17 protein-coding genes and 1 tRNA gene are annotated in these 17,699 nt (G+C 49.0%); 9 read left to right on the top strand and 9 right to left on the bottom strand.

What is annotated here, in order from left to right:
- The 3 genes from AC9UFE_RS03995 to AC9UFE_RS03985 all read left to right on the top strand — a co-directional run.
- A partial coding sequence (locus tag AC9UFE_RS03995) for a nitrilase-related carbon-nitrogen hydrolase (protein ID WP_509545857.1) occupies positions 1–696 on the top strand: 696 nt, incomplete at its 5' end.
- A complete protein-coding gene (locus AC9UFE_RS03990) occupies positions 693–1,694 on the top strand; it encodes an agmatine deiminase family protein (RefSeq protein WP_509545855.1) in 1,002 nt (333 codons plus the stop codon). The genes AC9UFE_RS03995 and AC9UFE_RS03990, both read left to right, overlap by 4 nt.
- 40 nt (positions 1,695–1,734) lie before the next feature.
- The gene (locus AC9UFE_RS03985) at positions 1,735–2,382 is read left to right on the top strand and encodes a Pr6Pr family membrane protein (RefSeq protein ID WP_509545853.1); all 648 of its coding nucleotides are present in this window, start codon (positions 1,735–1,737) and stop codon (positions 2,380–2,382) included.
- A gap of 6 nt (positions 2,383–2,388) precedes the next feature.
- Here the strand turns inward: AC9UFE_RS03985 and AC9UFE_RS03980 are convergent, their stop codons facing one another.
- On the bottom strand, positions 2,389–3,894 hold the full coding sequence (locus AC9UFE_RS03980; RefSeq protein ID WP_509545851.1) for an SDR family oxidoreductase: 1,506 nt from the start codon (positions 3,892–3,894) through the stop codon (positions 2,389–2,391).
- A 113-nt stretch (positions 3,895–4,007) separates the two neighbouring features.
- Between AC9UFE_RS03980 and AC9UFE_RS03975 the strand changes: the two genes are divergently transcribed.
- The 6 genes from AC9UFE_RS03975 (at position 4,008) to AC9UFE_RS03950 (ending at position 10,708) form a co-directional block, all read left to right on the top strand.
- Positions 4,008–5,639: a DHA2 family efflux MFS transporter permease subunit gene (locus AC9UFE_RS03975; protein ID WP_509545849.1), complete on the top strand. Its 1,632-nt coding sequence runs from the start codon at positions 4,008–4,010 to the stop codon at positions 5,637–5,639.
- 124 nt (positions 5,640–5,763) lie between these two features.
- Positions 5,764–6,567, top strand: a complete 804-nt coding sequence (gene heR, locus AC9UFE_RS03970; protein WP_509545847.1) for a heliorhodopsin HeR — start codon at positions 5,764–5,766, stop codon at positions 6,565–6,567.
- A gap of 9 nt (positions 6,568–6,576) precedes the next feature.
- Complete coding sequence (locus tag AC9UFE_RS03965) at positions 6,577–6,990, top strand: DoxX family protein (RefSeq protein ID WP_509545845.1); 414 nt, start codon at positions 6,577–6,579, stop codon at positions 6,988–6,990.
- A gap of 21 nt (positions 6,991–7,011) precedes the next feature.
- Positions 7,012–8,010, top strand: coding sequence for a TerC/Alx family metal homeostasis membrane protein (locus AC9UFE_RS03960; RefSeq protein WP_509545843.1), 999 nt, complete (start codon positions 7,012–7,014; stop codon positions 8,008–8,010).
- Positions 8,007–9,665, top strand: a complete 1,659-nt coding sequence (locus tag AC9UFE_RS03955) for a DUF885 domain-containing protein (protein ID WP_509545841.1) — start codon at positions 8,007–8,009, stop codon at positions 9,663–9,665. Before AC9UFE_RS03960 ends, AC9UFE_RS03955 begins: the two co-directional genes overlap by 4 nt.
- A gap of 29 nt (positions 9,666–9,694) precedes the next feature.
- Entirely contained in the window at positions 9,695–10,708 is a 1,014-nt protein-coding gene (locus tag AC9UFE_RS03950) for an alpha/beta hydrolase (RefSeq protein ID WP_509545839.1), read from the top strand.
- Positions 10,709–10,732: 24 nt separating this feature from the next.
- On the opposite strand, the gene AC9UFE_RS03945 is transcribed toward AC9UFE_RS03950, so the two are convergent.
- The 8 genes from AC9UFE_RS03945 to AC9UFE_RS03910 form a co-directional block, all read right to left on the bottom strand.
- Complete coding sequence (locus tag AC9UFE_RS03945) at positions 10,733–12,031, bottom strand: hemolysin family protein (RefSeq protein ID WP_509545837.1); 1,299 nt, start codon at positions 12,029–12,031, stop codon at positions 10,733–10,735.
- A gap of 103 nt (positions 12,032–12,134) precedes the next feature.
- Positions 12,135–12,617 (bottom strand): YqhA family protein, encoded by a 483-nt coding sequence (locus AC9UFE_RS03940; RefSeq protein WP_509545835.1) that lies wholly within the window; start codon positions 12,615–12,617, stop codon positions 12,135–12,137.
- Between the two features lie 34 nt (positions 12,618–12,651).
- Positions 12,652–13,254 (bottom strand): LysE/ArgO family amino acid transporter, encoded by a 603-nt coding sequence (locus tag AC9UFE_RS03935; protein ID WP_509545833.1) that lies wholly within the window; start codon positions 13,252–13,254, stop codon positions 12,652–12,654.
- Between the two features lie 56 nt (positions 13,255–13,310).
- Positions 13,311–14,120, bottom strand: a complete 810-nt coding sequence (locus AC9UFE_RS03930; protein WP_509545831.1) for an ABC transporter permease — start codon at positions 14,118–14,120, stop codon at positions 13,311–13,313.
- 4 nt (positions 14,121–14,124) lie between these two features.
- Entirely contained in the window at positions 14,125–15,003 is an 879-nt protein-coding gene (locus AC9UFE_RS03925) for an ABC transporter permease (protein WP_509545829.1), read from the bottom strand.
- A gap of 99 nt (positions 15,004–15,102) precedes the next feature.
- Positions 15,103–16,281, bottom strand: coding sequence for an ABC transporter substrate-binding protein (locus tag AC9UFE_RS03920; RefSeq protein WP_509545827.1), 1,179 nt, complete (start codon positions 16,279–16,281; stop codon positions 15,103–15,105).
- A 12-nt stretch (positions 16,282–16,293) separates the two neighbouring features.
- Positions 16,294–17,298 (bottom strand): ABC transporter ATP-binding protein, encoded by a 1,005-nt coding sequence (locus tag AC9UFE_RS03915; protein WP_509545825.1) that lies wholly within the window; start codon positions 17,296–17,298, stop codon positions 16,294–16,296.
- Positions 17,299–17,578: 280 nt separating this feature from the next.
- Positions 17,579–17,651 (bottom strand) — tRNA-Arg (locus AC9UFE_RS03910).
- Positions 17,652–17,699: the final 48 nt, after the last annotated feature.

Here is a 17,699-nt window from a genome sequence, read left to right as displayed (position 1 = left end):
GTCATCGTTCACGCATCACTTTATGAAAAAGCAGACTTGGCGGATGGCAGGGGTCTAAACACCGCGATCTTGGTTGACAGTAATGGCAAGATAATCGCCAGGACGCCAAAGCTTCACATTCCAGTAACTGCTGGGTATTACGAAGATAAGTACTTCCAGCCAGGCCCATTAGACCCTGACCCTTACCCCGTTTACAGCATTGATCTAGAAGGAGTTAAGGCCAGCTTTGGATTACCGACCTGTTGGGATGAGTGGTTCCCAGAGGTTGCTAGAAACTACTCGCTTCGCGGAGCACAAATTCTTGCCTACCCAACCGCGATTGGTTCTGAGCCAGACCACCCCGATTTTGACACCGAACCGCTCTGGCGTCAGGTGATTGTCTCCCACGGTATTGCCAATGGAACATTTATGGTCGTGCCAAACCGTTACGGTAACGAAGGCTCTCTGAACTTTTATGGAAGCAGCTTCATCTCTGATCCGTTTGGAAGAGTGCTGGCTCGAGCTGGCCGAGACACCGATGAAGTTTTAGTTGCAGATCTTGACCTAGACCAAAGACGCGATTGGCTTGATCTGTTTCCATTCTTGGCTACCCGTAGACCAGATACCTATGACGCCCTCACCAAGCCGGTTACCAATAAGCGCGTCGACTCAGGAGACGGCGAGCAGGGCGGCATTGCAGGGGTTGCAAACTCATGAGCCTAACAATGCCCGCTGAGTGGGAAAAGCACGAGAGAACGTGGATGTCTTTTCCGCCGAACAATTATTTACTTGGTGAAAGCGAACAAGAAGCGGAGCTAACACGCACAACCTGGGCCAATGTTGCCAACGCAATCGTGAAGTATGAACCAGTCACTGTGCTTGCCACCTCAGACCAAATTGAACTAGCCAGAAACTATCTACATCAAAGCATCGAGATTGTCGAAGCAGAACTAAATGACGCCTGGCTAAGAGATAACGGCCCAACCTTTGCCAAATCAGAAACCGGTGAACTTGTTGCAATCAACTGGATCTTCAATGGCTGGGGTAATCAGTCTTGGGCAAGTTTTGACAAAGATCAACTGACCGCAGGATTCATTGGAAAGCTGACCGGGGCCAAGGTGTTGGATTCTGATTTGATTAATGAAGGCGGCGGCATCCATGTCAATGGTGCGGGCGTTGTGCTGTTAACGGAAACTGTGCAGCTAGGAGAAGGCAGAAACTCCAGCTGGAGCAAGCAAGAAGTTGAAGCAGAGATTCACGCCAAGCTTGGAACCAACAAGGCCATCTGGGTAAAGCGCGGTCTAACCCGTGATTACGACGGGTTTGGAACAAGAGGTCACATCGACATCGTTGCTTGTTTCGCTAGCGAAAATGTGATTTTGTACCATGACCAGCAGAACCCATCTCACCCCGACTTTGAGGTATCTAAAGAAGTAAGAGCCACCTTGGAAGCGGCCGGGGACTTCGAATTGATTGCAATTCCTGCTCCCAAGATTTTGCGCGACGAAGAGGGTTTTGTTGACTACAGCTACATCAACCACTACATCGTCAACGGAGCTGTGATTCTTTGTTCATTTGATGACCCAAACGATCAGGTGGCTAAGGCAATTCTCGAAAATGCTTACCCGGATCGAGAGATAATCTTGGTTGACGCCAAGCAAATCTTTGCTAATGGTGGCGGTATTCACTGCATTACCCAGCAACAGCCTGCCTAGCTTCAATGTTTTCTGATTGCCGGCTGCTATTGTTGCGAACATGATTAATAACACTTCTCTAGGACTGCTTCGTATTCTCACCGGCTCTGCCCTGATTGGATCTGTTGCCTGGCAGGTAACCGACAGACTGGCAAACAACAATTTTCGACCTGGGGAGTATTTTGCATACTTTTCTATAGTCACAGCCATAGTCGCCGGTCTACTTTTGATCGCCACGGGTTTTGGTTTGGTTAGGAATAAAGAAGGCTCAAAGAAAACTGAAATTGCCAGACTCAGCCTGACGGTTGCCATGATTGTGGTCGGTGTTGTTTATCACTTGCTGTTAGCTAATGCCCCAGGAGATGAGCGGGATGGCGATTATGTATGGCCGGTTCTTCCAAACGAGGTAATTCACACCTACGGGCCAATCTTGATAGTGATTGACTACTTGCTTTCCCACAAAGCCTTTCGCCTAAAACTTCGCGCAGCTCTATGGGTTGCAGTGTTTCCTCTAACTTGGTTGATGTTCTCAGTAATTCGAGGTCTTGTTACTAACTGGTGGCCTTACTGGTTTATCAACCCGAACGAAGAAGGTGGCGTTCCTGGAATGCTTACCTACATCGCAGCAATAACTTCCTTCTTCTTGATTCTTGGGTTCCTGGTGTTGGGAATCAAGAAGTTGATTCAGAAAGTTGCCGCGCGAAAATAGGTAGTTCTAGGATCCCGAAATGGCGCCTTTAGCCATAGACGGAAACACTAGACCGTGCATCGGTAACACTGCCCACCAATAAAGCTGGCCAAATAAACCCTTTGGTGCAAATGTCGCCGTTTGAGTCAAGACCGTTTCCTGTGTATCAGGATCTTTTTCGATGCTGAATTCAAGCCAGGCCAGCCCTGGCATTTTCATTTCGGCACGCAGTCTCAAAAGCTTTTGGGGAATACGTTCTTCGACTCTCCAGAAATCCACGGCGTCACCAATTCTTAGGTGATCTGGATCACGTCTTCCTCGCCTTAGCCCAACTCCCCCGACCATGCGATCCATAAGACCTCGTAGCTCCCAAGCCCAGCTGGCCATGGAGTAACCATTCTTGCCACCAATTGATTCGATTCTGGACCAGACCTTCTCCATAGAATCGGTTCCTCGAACCACCCGAACGTCCTTATACAAAGACCCACCGGCCCAGTCTGGGTCAGTTGGCAGCGGTTCACTAGGGGTTCCAGGAACCGAGGCGTTGGTCCAACGGGTTTCGACATTAGCTTCTTTGATTCGAACCAGTGCCAGCTTCACGGCAACATCAAAGGAAGTCAGGCCAGCAGCTGATGGTGGAATCAACTCATTGATATTTGATGGCGCAGCCACAACTTCATGCTTGAGGCTCTCAACTAGTCTGCGGGCCAGTCGGTATGGAACCGGAGTAACGAGTCCCACCCAACCGCTCGAAAGTCTTGGAGTCAATACAGGAATGGGAATAATGATTCTTCGCTTTAGCCCGGCCGCGGCTGCGTAGTGCTGCATCATGTCGGCATAGGTGAAGATGTCAGGTCCTGCAATGTCAAAAACCCCTTGGGCAGAAGAGGGCAATCCGGCTGCGCCAATTAGGTATCTCAGAACATCGCGAACCGCAATTGGTTGAATTCTGTTGTTGACCCATTTTGGCGTAGTCATAATAGGCAAGCGCTCAGTTAGATAGCGAAGCATCTCAAATGAAGCAGAGCCTGACCCGATTACTACCCCAGCTCGAAACTCGATTGTAGGAACTCCCGATTGGGCAAGGATTGTGCCGGTGTTCATCCGAGCACTCATGTGATCAGATAGCTCCTCGGTGCCGTTGATGATGCCTCCGAGGTAAACAATTCTAGAGACTTTGGCTTTTGCAGAAACGTCAGCAAACAGCTTTGCCATCTTTAGTTCCGATGCTTCAAAGTCATCTTTGACAAGCAGTGAGTGGATTAAGTAGTAAGCAACATCTATGCCTGCAAGTGCTTGCTCTAGGGCTTTTTCGTCGTGAGCGTCTCCTTCGACAACTTCAACCTGACTAATCCATGGATACTGAGTCAAACGTGACGCGTTTCTGGCGAGCACCCTAACTCGGTAGCCGAAGGTGAGTAGTTCTCGAATTAGCCTGCCGCCGATGTAGCCATTGGCTCCAGTGACCAAGCAAAGTGGCGCTAGCCCATTGGTTTTGACAGGTAGCGGGAGCCCTTCGGTGATTTCAGTCATATCCAATTATGACTCCCAAAACGCCATCCCCCGCATAGACTTTGAGACGGCTAGTTCCTAGCCCAAGCAATCTAGTAGGCATCAGCTAGAAATGACCAGAAATCAGGAATCAATTGACAAAAGTTCGCAATCGCTGGGTGGGGCTTGTTTTTATCTCCATGGCCATATCCCTCGTGATCATCGATGGCACAATCGTAAACACCATCTTTCCTTCAATAATCAATGACCTTAGCCTCACCTCAACAGAAGTTCAGTGGGTTCAGGAAAGCTATGTTCTTGTGTTTGCGTCACTACTTTTGGTGTGGGGTTCACTGGCTGATCGTTTCGGAAGAAAGCGCCTGCTAAACATCGGAATCATTGTTTTTATCCTGGCTTCGGTTTGGGCCGGCGTTGCCGACACACCAAATGCCTTGATTCTTGCCAGAGTAATTCAAGGTATCGGTGGCGCGATGGTTTTGCCAACAACCCTGTCGCTTCTAAATGCTACTTTCCAAGGTAAAGAGCGAGGAATAGCATTTGCCGTTTGGGGTGCCACCATCGGTGGCATGGTTGCCGTTGGTCCTGTGCTTGGTGGCTGGTTAGCCACTGACTTCACCTGGCGTTGGGCGTTTGGAATTAACTTGCCTCTTGGAGTTTTGATCCTGGCTGGTCTTGCCTACTACGTTTCCGAGTCCAAGGCTCCGCAGCGTGCAGGAGGCATTGACTTTATTGGCGCAGCCATTTCCGTTGTGATGTTTTCCACTTTGGTATTTGGTCTAATTGAAGGCCGTATTTATGGCTGGTGGGACATTAATCCCAACAACCAGTTCATGATCGGTGACTTTGCCTGGCCCACTACTGGAATTTCTGTAATTCCAGTGTCGCTGCTGATCTTTGTAATTTCTGCAGTGGTGTTCGTGCTGTGGGAAAGAAAGCGCGAAGCCCAGAAGAAGAATGTTCTTTTGGATTTGGGGTTGTTCAAGATAAATTCCTTTAGAAACGGATCAATCGCTGCCCTAATCATCTCCATGGGAGAATTTGGGATCTTGTTTGCGATCCCACTTTGGCTCCAAAACGTCATTGGCCTTAGCCCAATTTCTTCTGGCCTAGTGATTCTGTGGCTTGCTGCTGGAGCTTTCTTGGCCTCTGCGATCGGTGGTGCTCTAAGTGGCAAGTTGCCACCTGCAAGGGCAGTACAAATCGGTGTCGGGCTTGAGCTCATAGGAGTTTTGGGAGTAGCCCTATTTTCCTCCACCGAAGCAGGCTGGATTACGCTTGCACCACTCTTGTTCCTTTATGGAATCGGTATCGGTTTGGCTACCGCTCAGCTAACCGGTGTGATCATGGTTGATGTTCCAATGACTAGTACCGGTCAAGCCTCGGGCTCGCAGTCAACTGTTAGACAAGTTGGCTCCGCTCTTGGAGTTGCAGTTCTTGGAACACTCCTATTTACCGGAACACAATCGTCTCTCGAGCAACGCCTCAGCGATCTTGAGGTTCCAACCGCTCAAAGCGTTGTATTAGTTGATGTCGTAGTGGATTCCGCAGGATCAGCAATTCCAGGATTAACCGATTGGTTGATTGCCCAGCAAGTTCCACAGTCACTTGCTGAGGACATCACAGAAGCGGCAGGTGAGGCATTCACAGATGGGGCCAAGTTGGCAGCCTGGTCGGCTGCTGGCTTCTTGCTACTGGGTTTTGCTTCTACTTTCTATCTCGGTTCACGAATGACCAAAACCAAGAGCAAATCAGTGAGGAAGAGCTAGCTCGCTTCTTTGGAATCCAGTCAAAGTGCCGGGGATCTCATCAGTGGTGACAGCGCGGTTATCCGAAAAAAAATGGCCGCGAGCCTAGACTGAAGCCAAGAACGATTACGAAGGGGAATTTCTCATGGCACAAAAGAAACGCTCAGTTACTGAGCAAATCAAAAGACTAAGAACATATAACATCGTCGCTGGTCTGCTGCACCTGTTCCAGGCTGTGGCTTTTGGCTGGGCGTTATCGCTACTGGATAACCAGGTCTTGTTTGGAACCACAGTTGATTACATGACTGGCCCTCCAGGATCACCACTACCAACTGAGCGCGTGACATTATTTGAAGTGAACCTAGGAATTGGAGTAGTAGCGTTCTTGGCGCTATCGGCGTTCTTCCACTTCTTGATCTCTTCCCCACAGTTCTTTGGGCGATATTCTGCGGGGCTAAAAAAGAACCGTAACTACTTCCGATGGGTCGAGTACTCACTTAGCTCGTCGGTAATGATTTGGTTGATTGCTCAGCTAACTGGAATTTCTGACTTCTCAGCCCTAGTAGGAATCTTTGCGGTAAACGCCTCGATGATCTTCTTTGGGGCCCTTCAGGAGAAGTATGAAACTCCAGGAAACGGCCAAGGTTTGCCATTCATCATGGGTTCCATCACCGGAATTGTTCCTTGGATTCTTATCGGTGTCTACACTCTGCAGCCAGGATCAACCAGTGCAGCAGAGGTTCCAGGGTTTGTTATTGGAATCATCATTTCGCTGTTTGTGTTTTTCAACACCTTCGCTATCAACCAGGCGTTGCAATACAAGAAGTGGGGATCATGGGCTAACTACCTAAAGGGAGAAAGAACTTACATCACTCTGTCCTTGGTAGCAAAGAGCATTCTTGCCTGGCAAGTGTTCTCCGGAGCAATCATTCCGGCCCTAACCGCCTAGAAAAACAGATTGAAAATAGCTCGACTGCTAGCGAGGGTGGCACTTGGTGCCGCCCTCGTTTATGCAGGAATTGGTCATCTCACGTTTTCGCGCCAAGAGTTCCAAGCTCAAGTTCCGGTATGGCTACCGCTTGATCCAGACTTTGTAGTTCTAGCTTCTGGCGCTGTTGAAATCATTCTCGGCCTGGGTCTACTATCGGCTGGAAGAGTTAGTGCGTATTTTGGTCTTGCAACAGCGGCTTTCTTTATTGCGATTTTTCCTGGCAACATCAACCAATACATTGAGGGCATCGATGCCTTTGGTTTATCAACGGACGAGGCAAGGCTCACCAGACTCTTTTTTCAACCGCTATTAGTCGTCTGGGCACTATGGTCAACTTCGGCTATTGCGTTGCTTAGAAAGTTGCTCTCTAGATCCAAATAAGGCCCTTAGAATTGGGGTCTCATGGAATCCACCTCATATTTTTGGTTTCAGGCAATTTCGTCTGGTTTCCTACTGGCAATCTTGATTGCCGATCTCGTGTTTGCAATTAAGAAACCGCACACCCCTTCCGCCAAGGAATCAACAGCCTGGGTGGGATTCTACGCTGGACTGGCGCTGGCTTTTGCAGCCGTGCTCTTGTTGCTGTTTGGTCACCTTCGAGCAACCGAGTTCATCGCCGGTTGGCTAACCGAGTACTCCCTGTCGATTGATAACTTGTTTGTGTTCGTGTTGATTATGTCCAGATTTGCGGTTCCAAAAATTTATCAGCAACAGGTGCTAATGGTAGGAATCATAATGGCGCTGGTCCTTCGAGGGGTATTCATTTTGGTTGGTGCAGCCCTTATCGAACAGTTCAGTTGGATCTTTTACCTGTTCGGCACTTTCTTGCTTTACACCGCCTATCACCAAGCATTTCGAACCCACGAGGATGAGCACCAGACCGAATCCAAGCTAGTTACACTGCTTCGGAAGCGAGTGCATGTTTCTGACCACTTTGATGGGGCGATGCTAACCACAATAGTTAATGGACGAAGAGCATTCACACCAATGCTCGTCGTCTTTGCCGCAATTGCAATTACAGATGTCATGTTTGCCTTTGACTCAATACCAGCCATCTTTGGCATTACAACTGACCCATTCATTGTCTTCACGGCCAATCTCTTTGCACTTATGGGTCTACGTCAGCTGTACTTCTTGCTTGGTGGACTACTCGATCGTCTCGAGTACCTGAAGTACGGAATATCGTTTATCTTGGCATTCATAGGCTTCAAGCTCATAACGCACGCTATGCACGTGAATGAGCTGTCGTTTATAAATGGTGGTGAGCACATTGAGTGGGCGCCTAATATTGACAGCATCACCTCCCTTGGGGTGATTGTTGTATCAATTGCGGTTTCAGCAGCTGTGAGTGTTGTTGCGGCAACAAGAAAGACTAACCAAGCAAAGAAGGGGCCCGTATGAGAGAGAAGTCAGCGATAGACAACCTGGCGGATAGCTACCTGGCACAGCTCGCAGCCAACTATCCAAGTTTTGCAACCAGTATCGGACTTGCTTCTGGTGCAGATCAAATGGATGACTACTCACCAGAGGCAATCAAGCGCGATCTCAAGCTCAATCGGGAGACTCTGTCCGCTCTTGCTGCTTTAGAGCCAACTGACGATGTTGACAGAGTCACCAAAGATGCCATGACTCAGCAACTAGAGCTTGACATTGAATTCCATGCTGCGGGTTTGCCGTATCGAGACCTAAACAACATTGCCTCCCCCGCTCAGGGTATTAGAGATGTATTTGATCTCTCTCCCACTGCCACCGTGGTTGATTGGGAGAACCTGGCTTCTAGAATGCGAAAGGTCAAGGACTCTCTAGTTGGCTACCAGCAGACGCTGGCTATTGGATTCGGAAAGAATGACGGTCCGGCACGGCGTCAGCTCAACGAGGTAATCACCCAGGTTGATCAAATCAACAAGCCAGAAGGTTTCTTCCATGAGTTCGCTAGAGACGCCAAGGCAGACACAGATTTGCCAGCCACGCTTCGCGATGAGCTAGTTGCCGCTGCTAAGGAGGCGACCAATGCATATGCTGCCTTTGGGGAGTTTCTAAAGAGCATGCTTGCAAAATCAAGTGAGAAAGACGCAATTGGTCGCGAGCGATACAGATTGCTAAGCAAAAGATTCTTAGGCGCAGAAATTGATCTCGATGAGACTTATCAGTGGGGAATTGAAGAGCTAGCCCGCGTGGTAGCCGAGCAAGAAGCTGTGGCCAACGAGATACTTCCAGGGGCAAGCGTTGCCGAGGCAATTGAGCACCTAGAAAACGACCCGGCAACCAAGCTGGAGGGCACCGATGCACTTCAGAAGTGGATGCAGCGGCTAAGCGACAAGGCTATTGAAGATCTGGGTAAGACTCACTTTGATATCGCGGAGCCGATTAGAAAGCTTGAGTGCATGATTGCACCTACCAAGCACGGCGGTATCTACTACACCGGTCCAAGTGATGATTTTTCCAGGCCTGGAAGAATGTGGTGGTCTGTTCCTGAGGGTGTCGAATCATTTGACACTTGGCGTGAGACCACAACCGTCTACCACGAGGGTGTTCCTGGTCACCACCTACAGGTAGCCCAGGCTACGTACATACGCGAAACCCTAAACGACTGGCGTCGCTTGGCTTCCTGGACCTCCGGTCACGGCGAGGGTTGGGCGCTCTATGCCGAGCGTCTAATGGATGAGCTGGGCTACCTTGCTACCCCTGCGGATCGCCTGGGAATGCTCGATGGCCAGCGGATGCGAGCTGCCCGAGTTGTGCTGGATATTGGCGTGCACCTTGGTAAGCCAAAACTGGATGGAACTGGCGTTTGGGACTTTGACTACGCGCTTGATTTCATGTCCAAGAACGTGAACATGAGTCCTGAGTTTGTTCGCTTTGAGGTAACCAGGTACTTTGGTTGGCCAGGCCAGGCTCCTAGCTACAAAATCGGCCAGCGTATATGGGAGCAAATCAGAGACGACTACCAAGCGCGCAAGGGTTCAGCTTTCGACATGAAGAAGTTCCACTCGACCGCCTTGAACTTAGGTGGCTTGGGGCTGGACGCTCTCAAGGAAGCAATGTCTAGGGCCTAAATCAAACTACTCGGTGCTACTCTTTTGGAATGCGTGCATCAAAGTGGATTGCAATAACCGCCGGAGTATTAGTTGTGGTGGTTTCAGGTGGAGCACTCGCTGCCGGAAACTATGTATACACCTCAGGAACGGTGGTTCCCTGCGCAATCAATGAAGACGACCTAGCTAACTCCCCTGAGGCCTTTTATACCCCCGCTTCTGGAAATGGCCCGTTTCCCGGAGAAGGTTGGGAGAAGTGGGTCGATTACGACCTAAGCGAATGGTGGCTAACGGAAAACGAGTATGAGGCAGTTGAGATACCGGTCAGCGAAGAAGTGACTCTTTCAGCCTGGTGGATAGAGCCTGAGGTTTCAAATGGCAAAAGCGTTATTGTCACACACGGCATAGGAACATCAAGAAGAGATTTCAATGCTTTGCTTCCAACGGCCATGCTGGTAAAAAATGGTTTCCAGGTTTTGCTGGTTGACTCTAGAGACACCGGTGAATCCACTTGCACCGACGGTCGTCACTCGGCGGGACAAGAAGAGTCCACTGACTTTGCAGTCGTTGCCGACTGGTTAGTTGAGACCAAGGGCGTCAAGCCGGAATCACTTGGAATGTTTGGGGTATCCGGAGGCGCTATTGCAACATCACTGCTTCCCGCAAAGACCGATAACGTTTCGGCTTTTGCCATGGAGGGAACAATTTTCGATTTCAATGCTGCCGCCACAAGAGAAGTTGAGTTTCAAGGCTTTCCAGGATTCTTGTGGCAGCTGGCTCTAATATCGGCCCAGTTATTCCACGGAGTCAACCTAACTGAGACTTCTGCGATGCAAGGTATTGAGGCAGCTGGGGATCGACCAATGCTTATTCTGCACGGGGATATAGATCAGCGGCTTGACTACCAGTCATCGGTTGATTTCTATGCTTACGCCAAGCAACAGGGTGCAGATATCAAGCTAGAAACCTTTGTCGGGGCTGATCACACCGAGGGAATGCTAACTGAGAGTCAGCGTTATGCTGATGTGCTTTCCGATTTTTTTAATAGGGCACTAAAGAACTAAAACAGTTTCTCCGTTACTAGCTACCTATTGAATTCGGGTTGCCAGAATCTTGTCGATTCTGCGGCCGTCCATGTCAACTACTTCAAGTTTCCAGTCTGCAAGTACCACGCTGTCTCCAGCAACCGGCATCTTTCCAAGTAGCAGCAAGATAAGTCCACTGACTGTGTGATAGCGACCCTTATCCTGCTCAGGCAGTTCGTCAATTGTCAAGCAATCCTTAATCTCAGGAATCGAAGTGTCTCCCTCGAATAACCAAGATCCGTCGTCGCGCTGAACTGGGTCTGTGGCTTCTTCACCTTCGGTAACAATCTCACCAATCAAAGTGTCGAAGATGTCCTGGATGGTAACTAACCCTTCGAGGCCACCATACTCATCCACAACGAAAGCAATGTGAGTTTTAGATTGCTTGAACTGCTCTAGCAGGTCCATTCCCGTTAGGGTTTCTGGCACGTAAAGCGGTGGGTCTAAGTTTTCTTGGAGGCTGAGCTTTTCTCCCCTGGCAACAGTAGACAAAGCGGTCTTCGCTGTAAGAACACCAATAATCGAGTCAAGTCCGCCGTCACAAACTGGAATTCTAGACCTTACGGATTGCGCAATTTGATTGAAGCTTTCGGCTTCAGGGTCGTTGATGTCAACAAACACGATTTCTGATCTTGGGACCATCAGAGAACCCAGTTTTCTATCGTCCAGACGGAAGACGTTTTTTACCAGTTCGCGCTCTTGGTCTTCAATCAAACCGGCAACCGAGCCCTCGTCCAGGATGGCCTCAATCTCGTCCTCGGTAACGGTGGCTTCTTTGTGCTTACCGATTCCAAAAAGCCTCAAAAGAGTGTTTGTGGTGACGGTCAAAATTACAACAAATGGCTTGGTGACTTTTGAAAGAATAAGCATCGGAGTAGCAATGACGGTGGCGATCTGCTCGGGGTTGGACTGGCCAATTCGCTTAGGAACTAGCTCTCCAACAGTGATTGCTATGAAGGTCACGATTAGAACCACAAAAACTGTTGCCGACACATCGGCAACTCCGTCGGGCACCCCAACGCTCTGAAGCCAAATAGCCAGCGGCTTAGCAAATATGGACTCTCCGACGATTCCACTAAGTAGACCAATCGAGGTAATACCGATTTGGATTGTGGAAAGGAACTGGGTTGGGTCTTCGCTGATGCGAATTGCTACTTCAGCAGATTTCTTACCACGGGCAGCCATTGCAGAAAGCTTGGCTCGTTTTGAGGTCAGCAGAGCAACCTCAGACATGGCTAGAACACCATTAATTACTATGAGAGAAAACAGCAGGATTATTTCCAAGGACCTGTTTCGATTCACCCCAATTGCTGTTTAGGCGTTGAATTACTATGTTTCCATAAAAATGCCGGATAAAACACCAAAAAACAAAATTTTTGGAATTGGCGGCCCAATTACAGGCAAACTAGCTCTTTGTTGGCTTCTTTGCTGCTCCGTCTTTGCGTGTTGCATAAGCAAATAGCGCCAATCCCGCTACCAAAGCCCCAGCACCTAGTCCGTAGGAAACGACATCGGAAGCGCGGTTGGCATCCACAAAGACACCAACAAAGACCACCGCGATGATGGCCACGACAACACCAATGAGTTTCGACTTTAGATCGTCCAGGTCTCGAACCTGTAACCAGGCGGGAACTTCGAGCCTAGTGTCGACAAATAATTCGTAAAGTCCGTAGCCGATAACAAGAAGTACCGTTCCAAGCAGGATTGCGTCTACCGCAGTTAGAACATCAACGATGGTGTCCTTGAGATATGCATCGTTGAGAACCGCATCAACAATCACCATCATGATTGAAATTGAACCCTGAGCCATCAATAGCAAGGCTCCAATTATGGACGCTATTGAGGGAACAATCACCGCGTAGCGGGTAAGTCCTAGAATTTTTCGCATTTACTCATGGTACTAGCCACCGGCCAAAACCGCCCTAAAAGCTATAGAAGGCCAGCATTATTGCGATGCTGAACATAACAACTGCGATCAAGATATCCAGGACTTTCCAGAAAACTGGCTTCGCCATGAACCTGGAGGCTGCCTTAGCTCCAAAACCAATTGAACTAAACCAGACAAAGCTTGCTACTACTGCCCCAAGGGTAAACCACCACTTATCCGGTCCAAACTGATTTCCGATCGAACCAAGCAGGATGACGGTATCCAAATAGACATGAGGATTCAAGAAAGTGAAGCCAAGAACTGACAGCACAACGGTCTTGGCACTAGCGCTTTGAGCTCCTGAAGCGTCAAGCGCCTGAACCTTGAAAGCGGATCTTAGGGATTTGATACCAAACCAGGTCAGATACAAAACGCCAAACCAGCGAATGATTTCCAATAGCCAAGGAAGTCCAGAAATCAAGGCTCCCAGGCCTGCAACACCCAAAACAATTAGGAATGCATCCGAGACAGCACAAATTGCCACTACAAGTAGAACGTGTTTTCGGGTGAGCCCTTGCCTAATAACGAATGCGTTTTGAGCGCCAATTGCAATAATCAACGAAAGTCCGGTGAAGAAACCAGGAATTGAAGCAATCATTCTTCGAGCCTACACGGGACAAAAAACTTCTCGCCTAACTTGAAGCGGCTACTTCACTATTTTTCGTTTTCAGTCCTAGATAGTCTCTGGGATACGTAAACAGGGATAAGCGACAAGATAATTACAACTGTTGCAACTACGTTAACCACAGAAGCTTGATTAGGTCTTGCCATCTCCTTCAATATCCAAAGCGGCAAGGTGTCCACTCCGGGAGGTGCAGTAAATATGGTCACAACTACTTCGTCAAAGCTCAAGGCAAAGGCCAAAAGTGCACCGGCTGCAAATGCTGTTCGGAATTGTGGGAAGGTTACAAGCCTGAAGGTTCCCCAAAGACCTTGCCCGAGATCCATAGAAGCCTCCTGAAGCGAGGGGTTCATGCGCTTCAATCTCGCAAATACATTGTTGAAGACCATCACGATACAGAAGGTTGCATGAGCGACAATCATTCCAAAATATCCAATTTGAAAACCAGCCGGAGTTAAGAAGTTGCTGTAGGTGTTGCTAAAAGCAACACCGGTAACTACACCAGGTAGAGCGATTGGAAGAACAACTAATAAGTTGACTGTGCCTTTGCCAAAAAACTCATATCTACTGAGGGCGAAGGCGACCAGGGATCCAAGAATCATGGCAATAGTCATGGCACCGAAAGCCACGATCGCTGAGTTCAGAAGCGCTGCTCGTATGTCTTCGGACTCAAATGCCACAACCCACCACTTGAATGAAAACTCTTGAATTGGCCAGGCTGAAATCTGGCGCTCATTGAATGCATTCAAGATAAGAACCGATAGTGGCGCGTACATAAAAATCAAGACAACAGCAACTATGGCTATCAGGAACCCTTTGGAAACTTTGGAGAATCTAAGCATTTAGCTACATCCTCTCCAGTGAGCCAGTGCGCCTTGCGATCATTAGATACATGACCACAAAAGCAATTGGAACCATAGAGAAAGCTGCAGCAACAGGAGGATTCAGATTGATGTTGGAGGCGATAATCGAACCGATCATCTGTGTCGAACCGCCAACGAATTTGGCCGCAAGATAGTCACCAAGACTCAAGGAAAACGTGAAGACGCTGCCGGCGATAATCGCTGGAGTTATAAGTGGTAGCACCATCCGAAAAACCGTTGGCCAGCCCTTGGCTCCTAGATCAGCAGATGCATCGAACAAGTTGTGTGGTAATTGTCTAATCGCAGTGAACACTGGAAGAGCCATGTATGGAAACCAAAGGTAGGCAAGAGTTAAAATCGTTACCGGTATTCCAAACCCAGGCCCAGTGATTCCAAATGGGCTCATGAGCCAGTTGAATAATCCCTCTTCGGTGAAGGTGAGGCGCATAGCCAAAAGCTTTACAAGATAGCCTGCCCAAAGCGGCAAGGTTATGGCAACTGCAAGTAAATTTCTAACCCAGGGCTTAGCAATCTTCGCCATGAATATTCCAAGCGGAATGGCAAATACAATACAAACCACTGTCACAGCAACCGCAATACCCAGGGTCCTGATTGAAGTTGCAAAGTAGGCCGGAACGGTAAAAATGTTTACGAAATTATCGAGGGTGAATCCAGGAATCACCTTGGAAGTGAATGGGTTAATAAACCAAAAAGCCGTCACTAATAAAAGTCCTAGTGAGATTATGTAGACCCCAACCAGCCAGGTCATGGGAAGCGCAAGGAGTGCGATCAGCCTGGTGTTGGGTCTTCTGTGCAGGTAGGTCGAAAGCGGGCGCTTAGGCAATTTTTGGATAGCGCTCAATTTCTCACCTGCCTAATAAAAAAGTGTGTTGATTTTTCTAAAGCCGATTAGCTGGTACTGCCGGGTGGGGTTTTACCCCCACCCGACAAAGCGTTGGAATTAGCCCTTAACGGTTACCCACGCATTGGTCCAGTCTTGGAAGCTGGTGCACTTAACCTCAGTGCGTCCATCAACACACTCCTCAATTGGAGTGGTCCATGGCCAGATCTGGTCCCAGAATGCCTCGTCCTCAGCTGCGAACTGGTCGCAGTGAGCCTGAGTCTCGGCATCGGTTGCACAGAAGGCAATGTTTGCAGGCGCCATTCCAAAGTTCATTGAAATTGCTCCGTTAACGCTTGCCTGGCTTGTGTAATCGATCCATGCGTAAGCACAGTTCGAGTTTGGGGAGGTTGATGAAACCAACCAGGTGTCATACCATCCGGTTGAACCCTCAATAGGCAAGGTGGTCTTCAGGTTGTCCTGAGCCGCAAACTTCTTGAGGATCTCCCAGCTAGTTCCAACTACGGTGTTGCCACCAACGAAGGAAGTAATCTGAGCTACTGGATCTGACCAGTACTCACCAATGATTGTGTTTTGCTGCTGTAGCAGCTCAACTGCAGCGGCTAGCTGAGTCTCATCTAGTGCGTATGGGTTTGTGATGCCAAGCTCAGGCTTGTGGTACATCAAGTACACAGCTGCGTCAGCAATGTAAATTGGTGCGTCATAAGCGGTGATCTTGCCAGCGTAAGCGCTGTCAGCTTCCCAAACAACGTCCCAGCTCTCTGGTGCTCCACCAGTCACTGTTTCGTTGTACTGAAGAAGGTTTGCGCCACGGCCAATGGGAACACCGTATGGCTTTCCGTTCACAACGTCATAGATCTGACCCTTCATACCTTCAGCAATTTCATCGCTAAAGTTTGGGATTAGCTCCATGTTTAGTGGTGCAACGTCTCCACCAACAATCAAGCGAAGAGCTGCGTCACCGGAAGCCGACACGATGTCGTACTCGCCTGTGCGCATTAGAGTTACCATCTCGTCGCTAGTGCCGGCAACACGAGAGTTGACAACACAACCAGTCTCAGCTGTGAATGGGTCCGACCACTTTGGATCTACGAAACCAGACCAGTTGACAATGTTTAGTTCGCCCTCAAACTCACCGAGTTCGGCCTTCATTGGCACGTCTGGCACTGTAAGGGTCAGTTCTCCACTTCCTTCTTCTGTTGCTGTTGTCGCACACCCAGATAGCACCAAGATGCTAGCTGCGAATAGTGCTGGAAGCGCTAATTTGCTTCTCTTCATTTTTTCCTCTCATTATTTGGTTGGAATCTTGGCAACATGTTCCTTTCGGAAGGAAGCCAATACCCTGTCACCCGATTCAAGAGCTAAGTCTTGTCCCGGTAACTCTTCATTTAATCTGGTGGCAATCAACCTAAGTCCGGTATCGGATTCCAGCACATAAATAGTGTTGGCCCCGGTGTACGCGACATCCGTGATGGACGCCTTGACTCCGATTTCACCCTCAGAAACCTTTGTGTTTTCCTTCAGCAGAATGATTCTCTCCGGCCTTACGTTCACAAGCTGGTCAGAGCCAAACAACTCTTTGGCAGCGGGTCCAGAAATTAAGTTTGAAACTCCCAGGAAGCTTGCGACGAAGGCAGAGGAAGGGTTTTCGTAAACCTCTCGAGGGGTTCCTATCTGCTCAATTTTTCCTTGGTTGAAAACCGCTATCCGATCACTCATTCGCATTGCTTCTTCTTGATCGTGTGTAACAAATACGAAGGTGATTCCCGCTTCTCGTTGGATGCGCTTTAGCTCAACCTGCATCTCTTCCCGAAGCTGCTTGTCCAAAGCTCCAAGGGGTTCGTCAAGAAGCAAAACTTTGGGACGCAGCACCAAAGCACGGGCCAGGGCGATGCGCTGCCTCTGACCTCCGGATAGCTGGTGAGGCAGTCGATCGGCTAGGTGAGTTAGCTTTACGGATTCAATTGCCTCCGACGCGAGCTGGGCTCGCTCAGCCTTGGCAATTTTTCTGGCGCGAAGACCATACTCGACGTTTTGTTGAATGCTCATGTGTGGAAACAGTGCGTAGTCCTGAAAGACTGTATTCACATCTCTATCGAAGGGTGCAAGATCTGTAACATCGGCGCCTTCGAGAAATACCTTCCCGCTACTAGCCGTTTCAAAGCCAGCAATTATTCGAAGAACTGTGGTTTTACCTGAACCCGAAGGACCAAGCATAGAGAAAAACTCACCCTGCGGAATCTCAAGGTTAAGGTTCTCAACAGCCGTGACATCGCCAAAAGTCTTATTCAGCATGGTCAGGCCCACTGCCGAAGTCGGAGATAGTGAATTGGAAATAGTGGGACTACTAGAGGATTTAGTGCTCAACATATCACCTAATCAATTCATGGACTTCATTGTCTTTTGGAGCTTCCCCTTAGCTCCCAAGCTTTGATAAGCCTACCGCCGACCAAAAAAAAGGGTTTGCAATCCATGGCCCAAATTGTTGCGGTTTTGTAAAGCTTTTGGGGCCTCTGGCCTGATAACTAGTGTCAGCTTGTCTGCAGCGCTAAAAGGGAATACCCATAGATCAAAGTGCCCTCGGCAGGAATCGAACCTGCGACCAAGAGATTAGAAGGCTCTTGCTCTATCCACTGAGCTACGAAGGCTGAATGATGCATTGCCAAGTCTACCTAAAGAGACAATGTTGCGCAGAG

Origin of the sequence: Rhodoluna sp., from assembly GCF_044239955.1 — a bacterium.
GTDB lineage: Bacteria > Actinomycetota > Actinomycetes > Actinomycetales > Microbacteriaceae > Rhodoluna.
The sequence above is the reverse complement of the archived record's forward strand: the minus strand, read 5'-3'. Positions and strand labels throughout refer to the sequence as shown.